This window comes from Chitinophaga ginsengisegetis (assembly GCF_900168065.1).
Classification (GTDB): Bacteria; Bacteroidota; Bacteroidia; order Chitinophagales; family Chitinophagaceae; genus Chitinophaga; species Chitinophaga ginsengisegetis.
Genome location: NZ_FUZZ01000001.1, coordinates 2,708,020 through 2,730,561, shown reverse-complemented (window position 1 = coordinate 2,730,561; position 22,542 = coordinate 2,708,020). Strand labels below are relative to the sequence as shown.

At 47.3% G+C, this 22,542-nt stretch carries 19 protein-coding genes; 13 read left to right on the top strand and 6 right to left on the bottom strand.

Features of this window, described 5'->3' with window-relative positions; all coding sequences use genetic code 11:
* Positions 1-9: 9 nt before the first annotated feature.
* The 4 genes from B5Z18_RS10730 to B5Z18_RS10715 all read right to left on the bottom strand — a co-directional run bounded on the left by B5Z18_RS10730 (position 10) and on the right by B5Z18_RS10715 (position 2,000).
* A complete protein-coding gene (locus tag B5Z18_RS10730) occupies positions 10-576 on the bottom strand; it encodes a DinB family protein (protein ID WP_079469343.1) in 567 nt (188 codons plus the stop codon).
* A gap of 195 nt (positions 577-771) precedes the next feature.
* Positions 772-981 carry a hypothetical protein gene (locus B5Z18_RS10725; protein WP_079469342.1) on the bottom strand — a complete coding sequence of 70 codons (210 nt, stop codon included), beginning with the start codon at positions 979-981 and terminating at the stop codon, positions 772-774.
* Between the two features lie 14 nt (positions 982-995).
* Complete coding sequence (locus B5Z18_RS10720) at positions 996-1,397, bottom strand: hypothetical protein (protein WP_143313546.1); 402 nt, start codon at positions 1,395-1,397, stop codon at positions 996-998.
* A 15-nt stretch (positions 1,398-1,412) separates the two neighbouring features.
* Positions 1,413-2,000 (bottom strand): RNA polymerase sigma factor, encoded by a 588-nt coding sequence (locus B5Z18_RS10715; RefSeq protein ID WP_227024399.1) that lies wholly within the window; start codon positions 1,998-2,000, stop codon positions 1,413-1,415.
* An 89-nt stretch (positions 2,001-2,089) separates the two neighbouring features.
* Here B5Z18_RS10715 and B5Z18_RS10710 point away from each other — a divergent pair, with 89 nt between their 5' ends.
* Positions 2,090-2,974: a cation diffusion facilitator family transporter gene (locus B5Z18_RS10710; RefSeq protein WP_079469340.1), complete on the top strand. Its 885-nt coding sequence runs from the start codon at positions 2,090-2,092 to the stop codon at positions 2,972-2,974.
* On the opposite strand, the gene rsmG is transcribed toward B5Z18_RS10710, so the two are convergent.
* Together rsmG and B5Z18_RS10700 are read right to left on the bottom strand one after the other, a co-directional pair.
* Complete coding sequence (gene rsmG / locus B5Z18_RS10705; RefSeq protein ID WP_079470041.1) at positions 2,964-3,593, bottom strand: 16S rRNA (guanine(527)-N(7))-methyltransferase RsmG; 630 nt, start codon at positions 3,591-3,593, stop codon at positions 2,964-2,966. The two genes, B5Z18_RS10710 and rsmG, sit on opposite strands and share 11 nt — an antisense overlap.
* Positions 3,594-3,647: 54 nt before the next feature.
* The gene (locus B5Z18_RS10700) at positions 3,648-4,784 is read right to left on the bottom strand and encodes a glycosyltransferase (protein WP_079469339.1); all 1,137 of its coding nucleotides are present in this window, start codon (positions 4,782-4,784) and stop codon (positions 3,648-3,650) included.
* 152 nt (positions 4,785-4,936) lie between these two features.
* Between B5Z18_RS10700 and tgt the strand changes: the two genes are divergently transcribed.
* From tgt to B5Z18_RS10640, 12 genes are all read left to right on the top strand, one after another.
* Positions 4,937-6,067: a tRNA guanosine(34) transglycosylase Tgt gene (gene tgt, locus B5Z18_RS10695; RefSeq protein ID WP_079469338.1), complete on the top strand. Its 1,131-nt coding sequence runs from the start codon at positions 4,937-4,939 to the stop codon at positions 6,065-6,067.
* A gap of 39 nt (positions 6,068-6,106) precedes the next feature.
* A complete protein-coding gene (locus B5Z18_RS10690) occupies positions 6,107-7,186 on the top strand; it encodes an LptF/LptG family permease (protein ID WP_079469337.1) in 1,080 nt (359 codons plus the stop codon).
* An 851-nt stretch (positions 7,187-8,037) separates the two neighbouring features.
* Complete coding sequence (locus B5Z18_RS10685; protein ID WP_079469336.1) at positions 8,038-9,363, top strand: citrate (Si)-synthase, eukaryotic; 1,326 nt, start codon at positions 8,038-8,040, stop codon at positions 9,361-9,363.
* Positions 9,364-9,413: 50 nt separating this feature from the next.
* Positions 9,414-11,567: an ATP-dependent DNA helicase RecG gene (recG, locus tag B5Z18_RS10680; protein ID WP_262488101.1), complete on the top strand. Its 2,154-nt coding sequence runs from the start codon at positions 9,414-9,416 to the stop codon at positions 11,565-11,567.
* Positions 11,568-11,765: 198 nt separating this feature from the next.
* Complete coding sequence (locus tag B5Z18_RS10675) at positions 11,766-15,440, top strand: DUF7948 domain-containing protein (RefSeq protein WP_143313545.1); 3,675 nt, start codon at positions 11,766-11,768, stop codon at positions 15,438-15,440.
* 6 nt (positions 15,441-15,446) lie between these two features.
* Positions 15,447-16,472: a PorP/SprF family type IX secretion system membrane protein gene (locus tag B5Z18_RS10670; protein WP_079469334.1), complete on the top strand. Its 1,026-nt coding sequence runs from the start codon at positions 15,447-15,449 to the stop codon at positions 16,470-16,472.
* A gap of 46 nt (positions 16,473-16,518) precedes the next feature.
* Positions 16,519-17,928: an FAD-binding oxidoreductase gene (locus tag B5Z18_RS10665; protein ID WP_079469333.1), complete on the top strand. Its 1,410-nt coding sequence runs from the start codon at positions 16,519-16,521 to the stop codon at positions 17,926-17,928.
* A 41-nt stretch (positions 17,929-17,969) separates the two neighbouring features.
* The gene (locus tag B5Z18_RS10660) at positions 17,970-18,557 is read left to right on the top strand and encodes a hypothetical protein (RefSeq protein ID WP_079469332.1); all 588 of its coding nucleotides are present in this window, start codon (positions 17,970-17,972) and stop codon (positions 18,555-18,557) included.
* Positions 18,558-18,839: 282 nt separating this feature from the next.
* Positions 18,840-19,517, top strand: a complete 678-nt coding sequence (locus B5Z18_RS10655) for a phosphonatase-like hydrolase (protein WP_159454264.1) — start codon at positions 18,840-18,842, stop codon at positions 19,515-19,517.
* A gap of 21 nt (positions 19,518-19,538) precedes the next feature.
* Positions 19,539-20,684 (top strand): TIGR03364 family FAD-dependent oxidoreductase, encoded by a 1,146-nt coding sequence (locus tag B5Z18_RS10650; RefSeq protein WP_079469330.1) that lies wholly within the window; start codon positions 19,539-19,541, stop codon positions 20,682-20,684.
* A gap of 337 nt (positions 20,685-21,021) precedes the next feature.
* A complete protein-coding gene (locus B5Z18_RS10645) occupies positions 21,022-21,720 on the top strand; it encodes an LOG family protein (protein ID WP_111576694.1) in 699 nt (232 codons plus the stop codon).
* 161 nt (positions 21,721-21,881) lie between these two features.
* On the top strand, positions 21,882-22,523 hold the full coding sequence (locus B5Z18_RS10640; protein WP_079469329.1) for an O-methyltransferase: 642 nt from the start codon (positions 21,882-21,884) through the stop codon (positions 22,521-22,523).
* The last annotated feature ends 19 nt before the right edge of the window (positions 22,524-22,542 follow it).

Below are 22,542 nucleotides of genomic sequence, written 5' to 3'. Positions count from 1 at the left end.
ACTAAAAAATCAAAATATCAGCTGCTGTAATTGGTTCTGCCAGGTATGGCCCTGTAATTCCTGATCTTTTAATTTGCTCAGGTGGTGTTCATTGTGATGTGCAATGTAATAAAGCATCTCCCGGATGGTAATCTTTCCGAGCAGGGGATGTGGCAGGCGGTACCTGTCCAGGTCACTTTCCGACCAGCCGGCCAGTTTGTTGATTAATTTATTTTTCTGGAGAAGAAAACCTTGTAGCAGCGCCGGTCGCTGCGCAGGATAGATCACCCCGGGCTGATAGGCCCTGGTAGCTTTTGCGCCGGCATCCAGGATCCGCTCATAGTCGGCCACCAATTGGTTGTACGACCGGGATGGTATGGCACTGGTGCCGAAATAGAGCAGTGTTACTTTGGGAAATCCCAGGGCACTGCTTACGGGTCTGATGGATTTGGTGAGATGATCCAGCTGCTGGCCGGCCGACCACTTACCGTAAGGGGAAGCGGTAAATCGTATATCCGGCAACGTATTCACAAAATCCACGAAGTTGTCGAAACTGGTATTTAATAGAGATTTGATCTCGTGCTGGTTCAGGTACATAGGAAACAAAATTTAGAGGATTTCAAATACACTATACCTGGCTTTGTAAACAATATACCCGGGCCGCTGCATTCTCTTTGAAGTTACGCCAGATTTGCGAGCCGGCCAATAGCTTATTACATATAAAATATATTTATGTATAATAAAATCGCCAGATGGCCCGGGAATATTGATCCGCTGCTGAAAAATCTCAGATTATTCCAGCACAGCGCATTCAAAACCTTGTTTTTGAACGAATTCTATAATAATATTCTCTTCCACCTGTAAGTCGGCAATGCGTAATACTTTATCGCAGTCGTCCAGGTCTACATGGCATGACCCAACGGGGAAGCTGGAAGCAATGGCCTGGATCATCTGCTGGCGCTCTTCCAGGCTGCCTATATTGGTTTTGAATATTCCTATCATCGCACAAATGTTTTTTAGTGTGATTCTTTTTCTTCGTTTTTAGGTTGTTCAGGATCACGGTGCCAGTCGTCGCGTTTCCACGCACCAAAGCCGGTTCTGCAGCGATTGCGCAGATGTTCTCTCATTTTATCCTGTTCTTCCGGGGTCATATTCGCCATCCTGTCTTTCAGGCGGGCTTTCCATTCCCGGCCGCGGCCAAATTTATCGTGATGGTTATGCCATCCAAAAAGTAACTTACCCAGTAACATCAGGCCCAGTGCCTGCCAGAAATTGATCACCGGTCCGTGGAACAGTTCAGGGATCAGGCAGTTCCATAATAACATGGTCGCAAATCCTACTACTGTAATGAACAGTACTCCCATGATTATAAACTTGAGGACCTGTGGCCCCCTTCTTCTGCCAAAATTGTTTCTCATATCTTAATAATTAAATCAGTCGTTAAGTAATTCGTTGTACAGTTCTGCCAGGCGTTCCCGCAGGAACAGTACTGCATAACGTTTGCGTGATAAAAGGGTATTTACCCCGATGCCGGTTTCTTCACTCATTTCCTTAAAGGATTTCCCCTCCAGTTCGTGCTGCAGAAATACCTGCCGCTGTTCGGCCGGTAACTCATCAATGGCCTCCATAATGGCTTCCGACATAATCTTTTTCGCCATCGGGGTGTCTGCCTCCATGTTTTTGTCGGAAAGTAGTTCGGGGAGAAATAACACTTCTTCGCCTTCTATCTCGCGCGTGAAATCGGAAAAAGGAGTTTCTTTCTTCTTACGGAACCAATCGGTAATCTTGTTCCGGGTTACGGCAAAAAGCCATCCGGTGATAGAATCTACCTGGCTTCCCAGGCGCAGGTATTCGGTAAACTGATAGAAAACATCCTGTAAAATATCCTCTGCATCGGACGCATTATTTACCCGTTGCCGGATAAAATGCAGCAATCGCTTGCGTTCCTGCTTCACGGTTGCCTGTATGCGTTCGTTTTGCTCTATGGCCATAATGCTATTTGTAAGGACCAGCTGTTTCATCTTAATAAGGATGACGAAGCAGCGAACCGGATATTTTATATGGACGAAAAAAAATCTTCTTAAATTACGTACCAGGAAATCTGTTGTTTATGCATGATCACGCCCACGCCCATACTCCTGCACTCAATAACGCCCAGGTTAACAGGGCTTTTATATGGGGTATTTCCCTCAATCTGGCCTTTGTGGCGGCGGAGTTTATAGCGGGTTTCCTCACCCATTCCCTGGCCCTCATGGCCGATGCCGGGCATAATCTCAGCGATGTGGCCAGCCTGGCCCTCTCACTGCTGGGGTTCCGCCTGGTTAAAATAACGTCCAACCCCGGCTATACCTACGGCTACCGCAAAAGTACAATACTTATCTCCCTGTTTAACGCCATGCTGCTGCTCATTGTGGTAGGCGTAATCGGGTATGAGGCCATCCGCCGCTTCAGCCAGCCCTACGAAGTACCTGGAACGCCCATTGCCGTTGTAGCCGGCATCGGTATCTTTATTAACGCTTTTACCGCCTGGCTGTTTTTCAAAGACAAAGAAAGGGATCTGAATATAAAAGGAGCCTACCTCCACCTGGCCGCCGATGCCCTGGTATCAATGGCAACCGTGGTTGCGGGTATCATGATCATTTACACAAAATGGTACTGGCTGGATCCCCTGTTGAGTATAATAGTAATGGTAGTAATTGTAATGGGCACCTGGGGGCTGCTGCGCGACAGCCTGCGCCTGTCGATGGATGGCGTCCCAAAGGATATCGACTTACAGGAAATCAGGAAAAAGGCCCTGGCCGTGAAAGGGGTAAAAGATATTTATCATATTCATGTGTGGGCGCTCAGCACTACCGAAAACGCTTTAACGGCCCAGGTAACCATAGATCCGCAGCTGGATGCTGCCGGCACAGAAGCTTTGAAGAAAGAGCTGCGCCATGAACTGGAACACCTGGGCATCCGCCACACTACACTGGAAACCGGGTTTAGCTCTTAGCCAATACCACAAATTTCTCCTTAAAACTTTCTTCCGGGAAAATATCATACACCTTTACCAGGCGTGGCTTTAAGCCGCTGTCGGAAATTTCCTGGGCCAGATCCCCGCCCTTCAGGCAAATCAGCCCCTTCTCAAACTGCTTGCCCGGTACGGTGGACTTCTTTAATACATGCTTGCTCCAGCGCCAAAGGTCGCCCAAAGGAGCCACCGCGCGGGAAACCACGATATCAAACTTCCTGTTCTTAATGTCTTCCACCCGGCTATGTGCCGCGGTAACGTTTTTTAGCTGCAGCGCTTCTGCAACGCCTTCCACTACCTTGATCTTTTTACCAATAGAATCTACCAGGTGAAATTGTACTTCCGGGAAGAAGATTGCCAGGGGAATACCCGGAAATCCGCCGCCGGTGCCCAGGTCCAGGATTTGGGTGCCTGGCTGGAAATCCGCTATAGCGGCTATGCTGAGAGAATGTAATACGTGTTTTTCATATAAGGCATCTATATCTTTACGGGATATCACATTGATCTTTTCGTTCCATTCCTGGTATAATCCCTGCAGTGCCTCAAACTGCGACAGCTGTTCCGGTGTAAAGTCGCTGAAATACTTTAAAATAACTTCCATGCGGCAAAAGTAAAGCAAAAGCAAATAAGCAGAAAGCTATTTGCCTGCTGCTTATTACCATTTATTTTTTGCCTTGAAAAGCAAGGCCGGTGTAAAAATGATATAATATAATACCATGAAGATGTCCATCAGCCAGCTGAACTTAAACAGGTCGCTTTCATCCAGCCTGCGCATGGCCGCATAAGTAATAATGGACTGTATCAGCACTTTACCGCCAAAAATTCCCAGCACATACCACAGGATGGGAGGCGGGAAAAATAAAGCGAAAATAAAGGCGGGGTAAAAAAGGAAATGCGTCAGCGAAAATAACCCCAGCACAAACTTATGACCGAAACGGTAATGCTTACCGGTAGACATATGCCGGGTTTTTTGCTGGAACCAGCTTCTCCAGCTCATCTTTGGCTCGGAGTAGGTGAAAGCCTGTTTGTCGATCACCACCCCCACATTTTTGCGGTTGGCAGCTGTGTTCACAAACAAATCATCGTCGCCGGAGGCAAGATGCTGGTGGCTTGTAAAACCCTTGTGTTTAAAGAACAGCTCTCTCTTATAGGCCAGGTTGCGGCCCACACCCATATACGGCATACCGCTCATGGCAAAGGAAAGATGCTGCAGCGCGCTGAAAAAGGTTTCGTACCGGATGATCTTATTCAGGAACCCCGGTTTTTTATGGTAAGCGCCGTATCCCAGCACTATTTCTTTCTGATCTGTAAAACCCTGGCTCATCAGGGAAAGCCAGTAGGTGCTGCCTGGTTTGCAATCGGCATCTGTAAGCAATACCTTTTCAAACTGGGCGCCTTTCAAACCTATGGAAAGCGGGTATTTTTTGCCGGGAATGAACTTGGCCGCCTGCTTGATCTCTATATGCCGGTAATGTGGATAACCTGGTTCAATAGAGCGCAGGTAGTATTTGGTGTCGTCTTCAGAGTTATCATTTACCACAATTACCTCGTACTCCGGTTTCATGTGCTGGTGATAACGCTGCTGCAACACGCCCGGCAGATTCTTCTGCAGGTTCAGCTCTTCATCCTTGGCACAGATGATTACCGAAAAAGGCCCGTCCGGTGCATGGTCCAGGTCAAATTTACGTCTGTAAAAAGCCACGCGGGAAAACACAAAAAGAAAATAAATGATCTGTATCCCGGCGATGGCAGCAAAAGAGTATAAGGCAATTTCACCCAGATGGTCTAGCATAATGCCCGCAAAAATATAATATTTTTATTATCTGTAAAAGAATTAATTATGAACATTGGAGGGATCCCCTCTGTGGGCAAAATCCACCAGCTTCCCCTTCCGCTCTGATCTTCACTTCATTTCAATATCTTTGCGGCCTGAAATATCGACGAGTGAATTTTGAACTGATAACTACAGATAGCGGCAGCAATGCCAGGGCCGGGAAAATCACCACGGCTCACGGGGAAATAGAAACGCCCATTTTTATGCCGGTAGGCACTGTTGGCAGCGTAAAAGCGGTTACACAGGAACAGCTGCGTGCAGATGTACAGGCGCAGATCATTCTTGGCAATACCTATCACCTCTATTTAAGACCCGGACTGGAAGTATTGTCGCTCGCCGGTGGCCTGCATAAATTTAACGGGTGGGACCGCCCCATCCTCACCGATAGCGGTGGATACCAGGTGTTTTCCCTGGCGGCCAACCGCAAGATCAAGGAAGAAGGCGTAGTTTTCCAGTCGCACATCGATGGCTCCCGCCACCTCTTCACTCCCGAAAATGTAATGGATATTCAGCGCACCATCGGGGCCGATATTATTATGGCCTTTGATGAATGCCCGCCCTATCCGTCGGAATACCGCTATGCACGCAAGTCGATGGAACTTACCCACCGCTGGCTCGACCGCTGCATCACGCGTCTCAATGATACCCAGCCTGCCTACGGTCACGAACAAACCCTGTTCCCGATTGTACAGGGCAGCACCTATAAGGATCTCCGCAAAGCTTCCGCTGAATACATTGCCTCCCGCAACTGCGCCGGTAATGCCATCGGTGGCCTCAGCGTTGGAGAACCGGAAAATGAAATGTACGAAATGTGCGGACTGGTATGTGAATCACTGCCCACTGATAAACCCCGTTACCTGATGGGCGTGGGTACCCCGTGGAATATCCTGGAGAACATCGGCCTCGGTATCGATATGTTCGACTGTGTAATGCCTACCCGCAACGGCCGTAACGGCATGTTATTCACCTGGAACGGCGTTATTAACATCCGGAACAAAAAATGGGCAACCGACTTCAGTCCTGTTGATGCCAACAGCCCCTGCTTTGCTACCAACACCTATTCAAAGGCTTACCTGCGACACCTGTTTGTAGCCGGGGAAATTTTAGGCATGACATTAGCCAGTATCCACAACCTGGCCTTTTACCTGGAACTGGTGAAGGAAGCCCGTAAACAAATATTGGCCGGCACTTTCGCCACCTGGAAAACCGGGATGATCAATCAGCTGAAAACACGCCTGTAAAAAGTTCGGACTATAAAATAAACTAATATCTTTGGGGTCATGACTAAAATTGACTGGTACATTTTACGCAAGCTCATAGGTACTTTCATTTATTCCCTGATGATATTCCTATTGATTTCTGTAGTGATCGACACTACGGAAAAAGTGGATGACTTCATGAAGCATCACTTGTCGCTGCATGAAATCGTAGTGGATTATTACTTCGGCTTTATCCCGCATATCCTGGCGTTACTGTTCCCGCTGTTTATATTCCTGTCGGTTATATTTTTTACTTCCAAGATGGCCTACCGCTCGGAGATCATCGCTATACTGGCTGCCGGCGTGAGCTTTCGCCGCTTTCTGCGTCCTTACTGGATGGGCGCTTTCCTGTTTGGCGGGGTACTCTGGCTCGCCAACTACTGGGTGGTTCCCAACGCAAACCGCATCCGTACCAGCTTTGAAAATAAATACCTCCATAGCCACGACGATGAGAAATCACAATACGACCGTACCACCCGTATCGATAGCTTCACTTACGTAACCTTTGGTACCTACGATCCCAACTATAAAAGCGGAAGCAACTTTGTGTTGTCTGTTGTGAATAAACAATCCATGACCTTCAAACTAAAAGCCGACCGTATCAGCTGGGACTCCACCACCAAAAAGTGGAAACTGGACTACGTATCCATGCGCACCATGAACGGCTTAAAGGAAACCTGGACAAGCAAACAGGATACCCTGCTCAAAATACCCCTGGTCCCAAAAGACCTGGTAGACGAAAAGAATATCCAGGAAGCCATGACCACGCCCGATCTCAGGCGATACATCCAACGGGAAAGCATCCGTGGGGCGGAAGGGCTTAATACCTATTGGGTAGAATATTACAGGAGAACTTCAGCCGCTTTCGCCGTAGTGATCCTCACCCTGATCGGTGGTATTATTGCCGCCAAGAAGGTAAGGGGAGGAAGTGGATTGCACCTGGCTGTGGGTATTGTAATCAGCGCCAGCTACATTATATTCCTGCAATTCGCCACCGTGTTTTCCGTAAAAGCCGACCTGAATCCCTTGCTGGCCGTGTGGATTCCCAATATCCTGTTCGGCGGACTGGCATTTTACCTGTATCGCCAGGCGCCTAAATGATCTGGCGCGGAGGTTGTCTTTCTCAGGATTAGGTTGATTTTACTGATTAGTTTTTGGTGATTAATGAAGGATTTTGAGAGAGTAGTGTACCCGTCAGATTTTAATTCCTGCATTGATATTTTCCCTGGAGAATTGGTTTATTTTCGTTTTGGTATGATTTCCGGAAAATTCAGTGAAATTTAAAGGCTGCTACCATCGCTATTCCTCAAATAATTTAAAAAGACGGGCAGCTTTTAACGGTAATGATTTATTGCTGCGGTTCATTCATTTTCACCAATATATTAATAAACCATTTCACTTATAGGGCAGTATTGCGTGGAACGCCCCGTTTTTTTTCGTCTGTAAAGCCCTGTGGTAAACGATCCTGGGATCAAGTCCACGTCCCCTCCACGTCCCCTCCGGGTTATCTCCATGTATTAAGCATGTAATAAGCATATGCTAAGCGTATGCAACGTAGGAATGAAGCATCCTACAGTCGATCTTTATGTAATCCCTGTCATCCCACCACTAATCTCCCCCTAATCCCAAAAAGTTAATCAGTCAAATCAACCTAATCCTGAGAAAGACAAAATCCGCTCAGATCATCGCATTTTTTCTTTCAATATTTTCAATTCATTCTGAAAATTTTACATTTCTTTAACGTCTATATACATACATTATATTATATATTCGTAATGGACTTACATGTATTATGTTAATGAAGCTCACCGCGGCTATATCGCCTTGCTTTTTCATTCGCAAATCGTTGTTAATTTGGCATTAAATACCACTAAAGGGTGGTAACTTCGTTAACAAATCATTACTTTTGACTATTGATCGATTTTGTTTTCATTAATAACAATAGCAGTAAAATGGGGTACATAAAAGAGAAATTCAAGGTTAAAGCAGATGAACTTAACATTGAAGTAAAAGACCTGGTAAAGAATCACGGCACCAAGAAAATTGAGGATGTAACACTGGCACAGGTTTATCAGGGTATGCGCGGTATTACCGGCCTGGTAACAGAAACTTCCCTGCTGGATGCCAATGAAGGAATTCGTTTTCGTGGATATTCCATCCCGGAATTAAGGGAACACCTGCCAAAAGCACCAGGTGGCGCAGAACCTTTACCCGAAGGTTTATTTTACCTGATGCTGATAGGAGAATTGCCTACAGAAGCAGATGTACAATACCTGTCCAGCATGTGGGGCCGTCGCTCTCATGTACCCAACCACGTTTTTGATGCTATTGAAGCGCTCCCGATCACTGCACACCCTATGACCATGTTCAACGTGGGTATTATGGCGCTGCAAACAGAATCCTCTTTTGCACAGGCTTACTCAGAAGGAATTAATAAAAAAGATTACTGGAGTTATACTTATGAGGACACCATGAACCTCATTGCCCGTCTGCCACGTATTGCAGCATATGTTTACCGCCGTAAATATAAAGGTGGCCAGCATATTCAGCCAAACGGTATGCTCGACTGGGCAGGTAACTTTGCACACATGCTCGGTTACTCCGATGAAGGCTTCAAGGAACTGATGCGTCTTTACATGGTGATTCACGCCGACCACGAAGGTGGTAACGTGAGCGCACACACGACACACCTCGTAGGTTCTGCACTGAGCGATGCGTACCTGTCGTTCGCCGCCGGTATGAACGGTTTAGCGGGTCCTTTACACGGCCTCGCTAACCAGGAAGTGATCAAATGGATCCTCCAGATGCGCGAAGAACTGGGTGGTGGCGTTCCTACTAAAGAACAAATTGAATCTTACGTACGCAAAACCTTAGCCGATGGTAAAGTAGTACCAGGTTACGGTCACGCTGTTTTACGTAAAACAGATCCGCGTTTCACTGCACAAATGGAGTTCGCCAAGAAACACCTGCCAAACGATGAACTCGTGAAAATTGTATGGCAAGTATATGAAACCGTGCCCCCAATCCTGCAGGACCTGGGCAAGGTAAAGAACCCATGGCCTAACGTAGATGCACACTCCGGCGCATTGCTGGTACACTACGGCCTGGTGGAATATGAATTCTATACCGTGTTGTTTGGCGTGTCCCGCGCATTAGGCGTACTGGCTTCCCTCTGCTGGGACAGAGCGCTCGGACTTTCCCTGGAAAGACCGAAATCTGTTACCACCGAGTGGATGAAACAGTTCGTGGAAGGAAAAGTAGATGCAATAGCCGAATAGTTTTATAATTGTTTTTTTAGTAAAAGAGGCAAGTGGTGAATTTTTACCATTTGCCTTTTTTATTTTTGTTGTTCACAAAAAATGAAATAGCCATTTCTACTTTTACCGCCATATTATCAAACCCGATAGAATACCTGAAAGGAGTAGGCCCGCAGAAAGGAGAACTGCTGCGCAAGGAAATCAAAGTATATACCTTCGGCGACCTCCTGCAATATTTTCCTTTCCGTTATGTAGATCGTACCAGGATTGATAAAATTGCCTCTCTCAGCGGGTATGAAGATTTTGTGCAGATCCGCGGGAAGATCATCAACATGGTAGTGATGGGAGAAAACAGGTCGAAAAGATTAGTGGCTACTTTTAAAGACGAAACCGGCACCATCGACCTGGTATGGTTTCAGGGCTGGCAATGGATGCAGAAATCGCTGAAGGAAAATGTAGCCTACCTCGTATTTGGCAGGATCTCTGTTTTCAATGGCGTTACCCAGCTGGCACACCCGGAACTGGATCTGCTCACAGAAGAAATCGCCACCGGCAAACAATTCCTGGAACCGGTTTATTACACCACAGAAAAACTCAAAGCCCGCGGACTAACGGCAAAGGCTATAGGAAAACTCACCAAAAACCTGCTGGAACAATTATCTCCCCTGGAAATCAGGGAAAACATCCCGGTGGAAGTATTACAGCAGTACCGGCTCATGCCCCGCGCTATGGCCTACTTCAGGATCCATATGCCTGCCAGCGAAGACGATGCACGGCTGGCACAGCGACGGCTGAAATTTGAGGAACTGTTTATTGCACAAATCCGTATATGCAGGCTAAAACTCAAAAGGCACAAGCAATCGCACGGCTTTGTGTTTGGTGCAGTAGGCGAATCTTTTAATGAATTCTATAACAATCATCTTCCCTTTTCTTTAACAGGCGCACAGAAAAGGGTATTGAAAGAAATAAGGACAGATACCGTTCACGGACGGCAGATGAACCGTCTCCTGCAGGGAGATGTAGGCAGCGGTAAAACAATGGTAGCCCTGCTAACCATGTTGCTGGCTAAAGATAATGGCTTCCAGGCATGCCTGATGGCGCCCACGGAAATCCTGTCGCAGCAGCACTTCAAAGGCATTTCCGAATTGCTGGAACGTATGGATGTAAAGGTAGCACTGCTTACCGGCAGCATCAAAGGCAAGGCGCGTAAACAAATACTGGCCGGCGCACTCGATGGCAGCATAGATATCCTCGTTGGCACCCACGCCCTGCTGGAAAAAGAAGTGGAATTTAAAAACCTGGGAATGGCCATCGTGGATGAACAGCACCGTTTCGGTGTGGCACAACGGGCACGCCTATGGGAAAAAAATACCATCCCGCCGCATATTCTTGTTATGACGGCAACGCCTATACCAAGAACACTGGCCATGACTATTTACGGCGATCTCGATGTATCCGTTATTGATGAAATGCCGCCCGGACGTAAACCCATTACTACCGTACACCGCACTGAATATCAGCGTCCGCAGGTAATGGATTTTATAAAGGAAGAAGTGAAGAAAGGAAGACAGGCATACATCGTATACCCGCTGATCGAAGATTCGGAGAAGCTGGATTATGAAAACCTGATGAAAGGATATGAAGAAGTAAAAGCTTTCTTCCCGGAACCGCAGTATTACATCAGTATGGTACACGGCCGCCAGCCTGCCGAACAGCGGCAAACCAATATGCACCGCTTTGTAACCGGGGATACCCATATTATGGTAGCCACCACCGTGATTGAAGTAGGGGTGAATGTACCCAATGCCTCTGTAATGGTGATAGAAAGCACTGAACGTTTCGGACTGTCGCAGCTCCACCAGCTGCGGGGAAGGGTAGGCCGCGGCGCGGAGCAATCCTTCTGCGTACTCATGACAGGCAATAAGCTAAGCCAGGATTCCCGCGAACGGATCAACGTAATGGTGCAAACCAACGACGGATTTATTATTTCGGAGAAAGATATGGAGCTGAGAGGCCCCGGCGATATTGAAGGCACCCGCCAGAGCGGGGTGCTCGACTTTAAACTGGCAGATATTGTTGCGGACAAACCCATCCTCGACGCTGCCCGTGCCAGCGCAGAAAAGATCCTGGAAGAAGACACCGATCTGCTTCTGCCTGAGAATCAGGCACTAAAAGAATTTTTGGCTGCCCAGAGAAGTAAATCTATCTGGAGTAAAATTTCCTGATGGTTTTTACGTTTATTAACTGATGGATGAATTAAAAAAGTATAAAAGCTGCTGAAGCTGAGATTTACCTTGTTTCCCATTTAGCCTGTCATTCCTCAATTCAGAAGTTTTGTGCTTGTCCCGACCGTAACAATTTGAGTGGCTTCTGCGTTTAATAGTATTATATTAGTTTTTAAGAATAAAATAAATCTGATCCCGTTGAAATTTACCTTCCCGACCGGCCTTATTGGATTGATGATTTGCTTTTTGTTCACCGGACGATCCGCCCAGGCGCAGCAGCAACGTGCAAACTTCACCCCCCTGAATTTTACTGAGAACAAAGGCCAGTGGGATAAAGATGTTATCTACAAAACAGAACTGGATGGCGCTGCTATCTTCCTCAAAAAAACAGGATTCACTTTCCTGATGATGAACCAGGAAGATCTCTGGAGCCTGAACGAATATGTTCACGGACACTCCCACCGGAACGATACGGTGTATGTTCCGAAAAGCAGCGTGAAACCGGCGCCTTCCCAACCCGGAAACAGCCAGCCACCTCCACGGCCCGGCAAAATTCCTGATGTACGCGGACACGCCTGGAACGTTACCTTCCTGAACGCCAATCCTGATGTACAAATAGTACCCGAAAAAGAACAGGATGCCAAAAGCAGCTATTTCATCGGAAACGACCGCACCAAATGGGCGGCCGGAGTGGGTTCTTTTCAGGGTGTTAATTACAATTCCCTTTACTCCGGTATTGATGCACACGTTTACTCCGAAGGTTCCCAGCTGAAATACGACCTGATTGTGCATCCGGGCGCTAACCCGGATAATATCCAGATGGTATATGAAGGCGCCACCGGCATGGAACTGAAAAAAGGCCAGCTATATGTACATACTTCCGTAGGCGACCTGATTGAACAACTCCCCTTCGCTTATCAATACATCGATAATCAACGTGTAACCGTAAAGGTATCCTACCGGTTGAATGGTAATAAACTGGGCTTTAAAATATCCGGTGAGTACAACCCGGCCTACCCGCTGGTGATAGATCCGATCTATGTTTTCTCTACCGTGTCCGGCGCCCGCTCCGATAACTGGGGCTTTACCGCTACTTACGATGATGCCGGTAATTTATACGGCGGCGGTATCGTGTTTAATCCCGGCTACCCCGTAACAACCGGGGCTGTACAAAGCGTTTACGGCGGCGGTACTTTTGATATCGCCATTTCCAAATTCAACCCCAACGGTACCAGGCTGATATATGCCACCTACATGGGCGGCAGCGGCCTCGAACAACCGCATAGCTTATTCGTGGATCAGCAGGGCAACCTCGTGATCTCCGGCAGAACCACTTCCAACGACTATCCCAATACTGCTGTAAAAGGAACCCGCGGAGGATGGGACATCGCCATTACCAAAATAAACGCCACCGGCTCCGCTATCATCGGCTCACTGATCATCGCAGGAGGGGCAGACGATGGCGTGAATATGCGGGCCGACCGCCAGGGCGGCGACTGGGTACTGTTGCGCAACTATGGCGACGACGCCCGCAGTGAAGTAGTAGTGGATGATGCAGGCTATATTTATGTAGCCAGCTGCACCCGCTCCACCGACTTTCCCGTAACCGCTGGTGTATTCCAGGGTACTAACAAAGGTTCGCAGGATGGCGTGATCATGAAAATAAACCCGCTTTGCCAGGACCTGGTATGGGCCAGCTACCTCGGAGGCAGCAAGGAAGATGCCGCCTACGTAATTGCATTAAACGGTCTTAATACCCTGTATGTGGCCGGAGGCACCGCCAGCGACGACTTCCCCACAACTGCCGGCGTCATATATTCCCAGTACCGCGGTGGCGTATGCGATGGGTTTATTGCGCACATTTCAAACGATGGAAGAAACATCATTCAAAGTACTTTCCTGGGCTCAGATAATCCCGCAGCCGACCAGGTATACGGTATCCAGCTGGACAGGAGAGGATTTGTATACGTAATGGGCACCACTGAAGGCGCATGGCCCATCAAATTAATAAGCACCGACGGATACAATGAAAACGGATTGCAGTTTATCTCGAAGTTAGACGCAAACCTGTCGGCATTCGTGTATTCCACTACTTTTGGAAAAAGAAGAACATTGGTTTCCTCTCCCAATATTTCACCCACCGCATTCCTGGTAGACCGCTGCGAAAACGTATACGTGTCCGGATGGGGCGGAGGTATCAACACCTCCCTGCATTATCCGAATTCAGGAACTTCCGGTTTAACTACCTCCTCAGATGCGCTGCAACGCAGCACAGACGGGATGGATTTTTATTTCTACGTACTGCAACGTGATGCTGTAAGATTTAGTCCCACCCAGGGTCCATTGTATGCAAGCTATTTTGGCGGCTCCGGTTTGTATGAACACGTAGATGGCGGTACCAGCCGCTTCGACCGCAACGGGATTATCTACCAGGGTATTTGCGCCTGGTGTAATGTGAGCAACACCGGTTTCAAACCGAGGTACCCGACCACCCCGGGCGCCTACTCCAGCACACCACCGGCTTCCTGTAACTTCGGCGCGCTGAAAATTGCCTTCAACCTCGATGGGGTGAAAGCAGGCGCCAAAACGCTCGACCGACGCACTAACTACTGCGTACCGGATACCATCACTTTTGTGGATACCACCCGCTTACCGGGTAAATCCTATCGATGGTTCTTCCCGGATGATGGTACAACTAAAGATTATGGACCAGAGGGTGACACAGTGAGCCACATTTTTACAAAGGTGGGTACCTTCCGTGTGATGATGGTGAAATATGATCCGCAAAGTTGTAACGGATCAGATACTGCTTATGTAACCGTGAAACTGGGCAACAATGAAGCGATCCTTCATTTTGAAGCCCGGCGCCAGGATCCATGCGATAGCCTGAAGTACATGTTTACCAATGAATCCACACCGGCAGCAGATTTCAGGGATCGCTCCTTTATCCTGGACTATGGCGATGGCACACCTCCGTTCTATACCGGTATAGATACCTTCCCGCTATTCCATTATTATCAGAATGCAGGTATCTATAATGCCACCCTCACACTGGTGGATACCAATTTCTGTAACGCGCCGCAAACAATTACCTACACTCTGCGTGTAGCCGAAAACGTTATAGCGAAGTTTACAGATCCGGGAACTGTTTGCGTAGGTACAGAACTACAAATGGATAATACTACCGAAGGTGGTGAAACATTTACCTGGACTTTTGAAGACGATGGTTCTGTTTCACACGATCCTTACCCGGTACATAGATTTAATAAAGCCGGCCGCTGGAAAATAACCCTGGAGGTAGAAGATCCTAACACCTGCAACAAAAGGGATTCTATCACGCAGGAAATAAATGTGGCGGCGCCGCCCATAGCGGACTTTGACTTTTCACCCACCAAAGCAATTGAAAATACACCGATACAGTTCCTGAATGGTTCTTCAGCGAACGCCATACATTATCTCTGGAATTTCGGCGATGGCGATACTTCATCCCTGCCAAACCCCAGTCACCAATACCTGCGCACAGGTACGTATAATGTGTGTCTTACTGTTACTAACGCAGAAGGCTGTACGGATACAAAATGTCAGGAAGTAAGCGCCATAGTGGTACCGCTGTTTGATGTGCCTAATGCCTTTGCACCGGGTGGTAAGAACAATGTATTTTATGTAAAAGCTTTTGGAGCGACCAAATTCAATCTTAAAATATTTAACCGTTGGGGACAATTGGTTTTTGAAAGTTCGGACCCTCAAATCGGTTGGGATGGACGGTTTAAAGGAAATATTCAGCCTATGGACGCGTATGCCTATATCGTAAACCTGGAGTTTACGGATGGCACAAAAGGCAGCAGATCAGGAAGTGTAACCTTGTTAAGATGATGAGCCATGAATCAGATCGTTAAAATATCAACATGTCTGGCAATTTTATTAATTGTTTCAATGAACGGAGTGTATGCACAAGACCTCCATTTTTCACAGTTTTTTAATTCGCCATTGACAACTAACCCGGCCAATACCGGTTTTATTCCGGACGGCAACTACCGTATTGGCCTTAATTACCGCGATCAGTGGACCAGCGTTCCGATACCTTACCGGACCATGTCGGCATATGGCGACTTCCAGTTATTCCGCGATCAGCTGGAATATGGCTGGGTAGGCATCGGGGGGGTATTGCTCCGCGATGTGGCCGGCGCCGGCAACCTCACTTCTACCAAAGGATACGCTTCCATCGCTTATCACCAGCTCCTGGGTTTCAGCAGCTTGTTATCCGCAGGGTTTAACGTAGGTTCCGCCGGTAAACGGGTGGATATCACCAAGCTCACGTTCGCCGATCAGTGGAACGGCAAGTTCTTTGATTCGCAGATCCCCACCGGGGAACCCATCACCCAAAGCAGCGTTAATTACTTCGACCTGCAGGCAGGGCTCAATTATGCTTATTTTCCTACCGATAATATTTATGTAAACGCGGGCTTCTCTGTACAACATATCAACACACCCAGGGAAACCTTTTTTGATGGGAACAACACGGTTCCCCGTCGCTATATCGGGTTCCTGAATGCGAGTTTGAAAATGAGCGATAAAGTGATCCTGAACCCTGCGGCATATTATGCCACACAGGCCGGCGCCAGGGAACTGATGCTGGGCGCCAATGCAGCCTATAATCTTTCCGGCGACGGCGTACAGCAATTGTATGGCGGCGTTTATTACCGCGCCAATGATGCGGCTGTTTTCCTGGTTGGCTACCAGCTCAACTCCATAAAACTCATGTTTAACTACGATATTACTACCTCCAGTTTATCGGCCGCCAATAACAGGCGTGGCGCCTATGAAATAGGCATTGTTTATACGGGGCTTTACAGCAACCGTACTTTTAACAATGCGAGGAGATCTACGATTTGCCCTTCTTTTTAATGGCCGGATATTACCACCTAACCGGCATTATGATTATTTTTGTTCCATGACAACGTTTAATAAAGTAACTGCCGCTCATGTAGCGGCATTACGCGAAATAGCCGGAGCGCAATACGTATTGGCCGACGAAGAAAGTATGAGCCGTTATGCACAGGATGAAACCGAGGATCTGCATTATCTCCCGGAAGTGGTGGTGAAGCCGGATACTACCGAACAGGTAAGCCGTATCATGAAATTGTGCAATGAAGAGCTGCTGCCTGTAACTCCCCGTGGTGGCGGCACTGGACTCAGCGGCGGCGCGCTCGCCCAGTTTGGCGGCGTACTCATTTCAATGGAACGGTTTAACCGGATCACACTTATAGATGAAAGAAACCTGCAGGTAATCACCGAACCCGGTGTGATCACAGAAGAATTACAGAACGCCGTAAAAGAGAAAGGGCTGTTTTATCCACCCGACCCAAGCAGTCGTGGTACCTGTTTTATTGGCGGCAATATTGCAGAAAATTCAGGTGGCCCCAAAGCCGTGAAATATGGCGTGGTAAAGGATTATGTGCTGAACCTGGAAATGGTGCTGCCCAGCGGCGAAGTGATCTGGACAGGCGCCAATGTACTGAAAAATGCCACCGGCTATAATCTCACCCAGCTGGTAGTAGGCAGCGAAGGCACCCTGGGCATCGTTACCAAAATTGTATTACGCTTAATTCCGTTACCTAAAACAGACCTGCTGATGTTGGTTCCTTTCCGCTCCGCTGAAAGTGCCTGCGAAGCGGTGAGCGCTATTTTCCGCGCGGGTTACACGCCTTCTGCTATGGAATTTATGGAGCGCGATGCCATCGACTGGGTAACCCAATACGTACAAAGCAGTGCTGTTAAAATAGAAGACGATATACAGGCACACCTGCTCATAGAAGTGGACGGGAACCACCCGGAAGTGCTGATGCAGGAAATGGAAGGCATTGCCGGTGTGGTAGAAGGTTTTGATATCGGGGAGATATTGTTTGCAGAAGATTCCCAGCAGAAAGAAGAGCTTTGGAAACTGCGCCGCCGGGTGGCAGAAGCCGTAAAGGCAAATTCTGTATACAAAGAAGAAGATACCGTAGTACCCCGTGCAGAACTGCCGGTATTGCTGAAAGGCGTAAAGGAAATAGGAACCCGGTATGGATTTCATTCGGTATGTTATGGTCATGCCGGCGATGGCAACCTGCATGTGAACATTATCCGTGGTACCCTTACGGAAGAACAATGGAACGGCACCCTCACGGAAGGTATACGGGAAATTTTTCAGCTGGTGAAAACATTGGGGGGTACCATCTCCGGTGAGCATGGTATTGGCCTGGTGCAGAAAAGCTATATGGATATCATTTTTGATCAGACCTCCATGCAACTCATGAAGCAAATAAAACAGATCTTTGACCCGAAGAATATATTAAACCGGGGTAAAATTTTCGATTGTTAAACCTTTCTGCCGGTAAATAGTTAAACTTAATAAATCTGATCATGAAACGTTTACTCATATGTTTTTTCTTTCTGGCTGGAGTGCAGCTGGCACACGCGCAGTATTATAAAACGGACACCGCTACCCGCAAAGGTTTTGATCCTTCCCGTCTGGTACTGGGAGGTTCCCTGGGAATGGTATTTGGCGATGTTACCAATGTGGATATCTCCCCGCTGGTAGGTTACCGTTTTTCTGATTATATCGCTGCAGGTGTGAATTTAAACGCGCAGTACGGGCAATTTAAATCACGGGATTACTACACTGGTAATACCACTCAGCGTGATAAATACACCATCTTTGGTGGTGGTATCTGGGGCCGGGTATACCCGATCCCGATGGTATTTATACATATCCAGCCGGAATATAATTTTGTTACACAGAATTCTACCGTTTACCAGGCAAACGGGGATAAACAAACCTTCAAAACCAATTATGGTGTTCCCAGCTTACTCGTGGGTGCCGGTTATACCCAGAGCGTTGGTGGCAGGGTAGGTATAGGCATCTCTATTTTGTATGATGTGATCCAGGACAATCGTTCGCCTTATAACAACAGCCTGATATACAGGGTGGGCGCAGGACTTGGCTTCTAGCGGAGGATCGCCTTCGGCGATAGGAAATTGTCCTGGAACAGGATTAGGCTGATTATACTGATTTAGAGATTTTATAAATAATTAAGGGAGATATGCGGATCTATTCGCTTATCTCCCTTAATCATTTAAAATCAAAAGTGATCAAATCAACAAAATCAGTATAATCAGCCTAATCCTGAAAAAGACAACATCCGCGTATTAACCGCATGTTAAATGTTTATAAAGGCTAAACTTATTTTTAGTAAGTCATTATCTTTGCCACATATTAATACCGGGAAAAAGATGGGAATACAATTAGTTGTTTTTGATATTGCAGGCACTACCCTGCATGATGAATCCAATGTAGCAAAGGTGTTACAGCAGGCTATTAAGCTGGCGGGAGTTACCGTAACGCTGGAACAGGTAAATGAAGTAATGGGATACGCCAAACCGTATGCCATCCGTTACCTGTTGCAGCAGCAGCAGGATAGCCGTTATAGTGATGAAGCCTTTGTCCTTGAACTACACAGCCGTTTTGTGGCGGATATGAAAGCGCATTATGCAACACATCCTGCGGTACGGGAAAAGGACGGCGTATCAGCAGTATTTGCCGCGTTAAAGGCAAAGGGCATTAAAGTGGCGCTGGATACGGGTTTCGACAGGGACATTACCAACGTGATCCTGGAAAGGGTGGGCTGGCAGCAAAAAGGACTCATTGATGCCGTAGCCACCAGCGATGAAGTACCTTTTGGCCGTCCGTATCCATATATGATTTACCGGATTATGGAAGAACTGGAAATCCGCAGTATACAATCGGTGGCCAAAACCGGCGATACCATTTCCGACCTGGAAGAAGGTACCAATGCAGGTTGCCGCTACGTAATAGGTGTTACTACCGGCGCCTATAGCCGCGAAGAACTGGAGAAAGGGCCGCATACCCACCTGGTAGCATCCCTGGATGAACTACTGTCTATCTTTTAATCATACTTTACATTTTATATCATGCAACAACAACAGGCAGATGTAGCGGTAATAGGTGCGGGAATAGTGGGGTTGGCCATGTCTTACCACCTGGCATCAACAGGAAGAAAAGTAGTTTTATTTGAACGTAACAGCAAAGCGATCAGCGCTTCGATCCGCAATTTCGGGTTGGTATGGCCCATCGGGCAAACGGCGGGTAAAATGCACGACCGTGCTATGCGCAGCCGCCGTACCTGGAAAGACCTCGCCGCAGCCACCGGTTTGCAGTGCCAGGAAACAGGATCGCTGCACCTCGCGTATGAAAATGATGAACTGGCGGTATTGGAAGAATTTGTACAAGCCGCGCCGGGTAATGGTTACAGCTGTGAGCTGATTGCCCCTTCACAAATAGGAAAATATACCTCCGCTATTAAAACAAACGGGTTGAAAGGCGCATTATGGAGTGCCTCCGAAATGACCGTGAATCCGCGTCAGGCCAGTGCTGCCATTGCAAAGCACCTGGAAGAACATCTCAACGTAACGGTTCGTTTTGGCACCGCGGTAAATGGCATCAGCATGCCTTACATAGAAACAAAAGATGAACGCTGGAAAGTGGATGAAGTGTTTGTATGCAGCGGCGCTGATTTTGAAACGCTTTACCCTGCTGAATTTGCAGCTGCTCCCCTGAAAAAATGCAAACTGCAGATGATGCGTACCATCCCGCAACCGGGCAACTGGCAGCTGGGACCCGCCCTGTGCGCAGGTTTAACGCTGGGACATTATGCGGCCTTTGAAAGCTGTAAAACCCTGGAACCCTTGAAGCAACGCTTTGCGCAGGAAATGCCGGATTATGTGAAATGGGGCATCCATCTGCTTATCTCTCAAAATGGTGCAGGTGAACTCACCATCGGTGACTCACATGAATATGGTCCGGACTTCGAACCATTTGATAAAGCATTTATCAATGATCTCATCCTGCAGTATATGCACACTTTCTTGCAGGCGCCGGAGTATACCATCCAGGAACAATGGCATGGCATCTATCCAAAACTCACCAATGGTAAAACAGACCTGGTGTTCTCTCCTGAAAAAAATGTAACGATTGTAAACGGTCTTGGCGGAGCCGGCATGACATTGTCTTTCGGACTCGCAGAAGAAGTAGTGGCGGGCATGCATACCTTTGCGTAACCTTGATAAATTTAAATTAGGTTATTGCTTAAATAATTAATAAATTAATGGAGATTAAGCGTTATGAGAACATCTGTTGATTAAAACGATAGTACTATCTTAATAAATTTCAACATTATTTATTTTTTTGATTGCCAGCATTAGCAACGTTTCTGCAGCGATGTTTATTTAACATCGCTGCACGTTCATAACGTGTTAAATGTAAAGCAGGTTTCTATATAGTTACCTGCTTTTTTTATGCGTATGGCTGTTACTGTAAGCCAATTATTATATAAATTACATCATTCCACGTGCCTGCACGGGGAAGTGTTTTATAGGATAATAAAAAAGCAGTCGCATGAACAGTAGTATAAAGAATCTTAAAGAAAGAGACTGGACGGAAACAAGAGCGCATTCCAGCTGGCAGATATTCAAGATTATGGCGGAGTTTGTTGAAGGATTTGAGAAGCTGGCTAAAATTGGACCCTGCATTTCCATATTCGGATCAGCCCGTACGAAGCCGGGTAACCGCTATTACGATCTTACCCAGGAAATAGCCACCCGCCTGGCAGACGAAGGCTTTGGCATCATCACCGGCGGTGGACCGGGTGTGATGGAAGCGGCCAACAGGGGAGCCCAGGCTGCACATGGCAAATCAGTAGGGGCTAATATCAGCCTGCCGCATGAGCAGCATCCCAATAGTTTTATTGATCCGGAAAATAATCTTCATTTCGACTATTTCTTTGTCCGTAAAGTGATGTTCACCAAGTACTCACAAGGCTTCATTATGATGCCCGGAGGATTTGGTACCATGGATGAATTCTTTGAAGTACTCACCCTCATACAAACCAAAAAAATGGAGGAAACCCCTATGGTATTGGTGGGTAGAGAGTACTGGAGTGGCCTCCTGCAATGGATCCGCACCGTAATGATGGAAAAGGAAAGCAATATTAACCCGGAAGACCTCGACCTGCTGCAGTTATTTGACACCGCAGATGAAGTGGTGGAATATTTCCGTGTTTTCTATACAACCAATAAATTAAGACCGAATTTCTGATAAAGCCTGCCTCCGGGCCGGAAAAGCGGATATACATGAACGTACGCCCGGATAGAATAAAAACCGGCAGAATAACGTTTATGGATATATCCGCTTTTTCTGTTGGAAGCAACAGGCTGTCAGTTAGCCGCTTTTCCTTAGCTTTGCAGAAATTTTAATATATGGAGCTCATACCGGCAGCAGTGGAGGCCTATTCAGAAAAATATACCAGTCAGGAGAGTGAATTGATGTACCAGCTGAACAGGGAAACACATCTGAAAGTAGAGCTGCCACATATGTTGAGCGGGCAGGTACAGGGGCAGTTCCTCAGTATGGTAAGCCATATGATCCGGCCCCGCCGCATCCTGGAACTGGGCACTTACACCGGGTACTCAGCAATTTGCCTGGCTGCGGGCCTGGCCCCCGATGGCATATTACACACGGTAGATATCAACGAAGAACTGGAAACACTTTGTCATCATTATTTCTCGGCAAGCGGGAATGCAGATAAAATTAAAATGCATATCGGTAAAGCGGCCGATGTGATTGAACAACTGGATGAAGTATTCGACCTGGTGTTTATTGACGCGGACAAATCCGGATATGAACAGTATTACGACCTGGTTTGGGATAAACTGCGTCCCGGTGGATTTATTCTGGCAGATAACGTGTTGTATCACGGCCAGGTGCTGCTGCCTGAAAATGAACAGGGACGCCAGGCAAAGGCCATGATCAGTTTTTGTGAAAAAGTGTTGGCAGATGATCGTGCAGAACAGGTATTACTCACCATCCGGGATGGTGTACTGATGATCAGGAAGAAATAAAACGCCCATTAAATCCGAA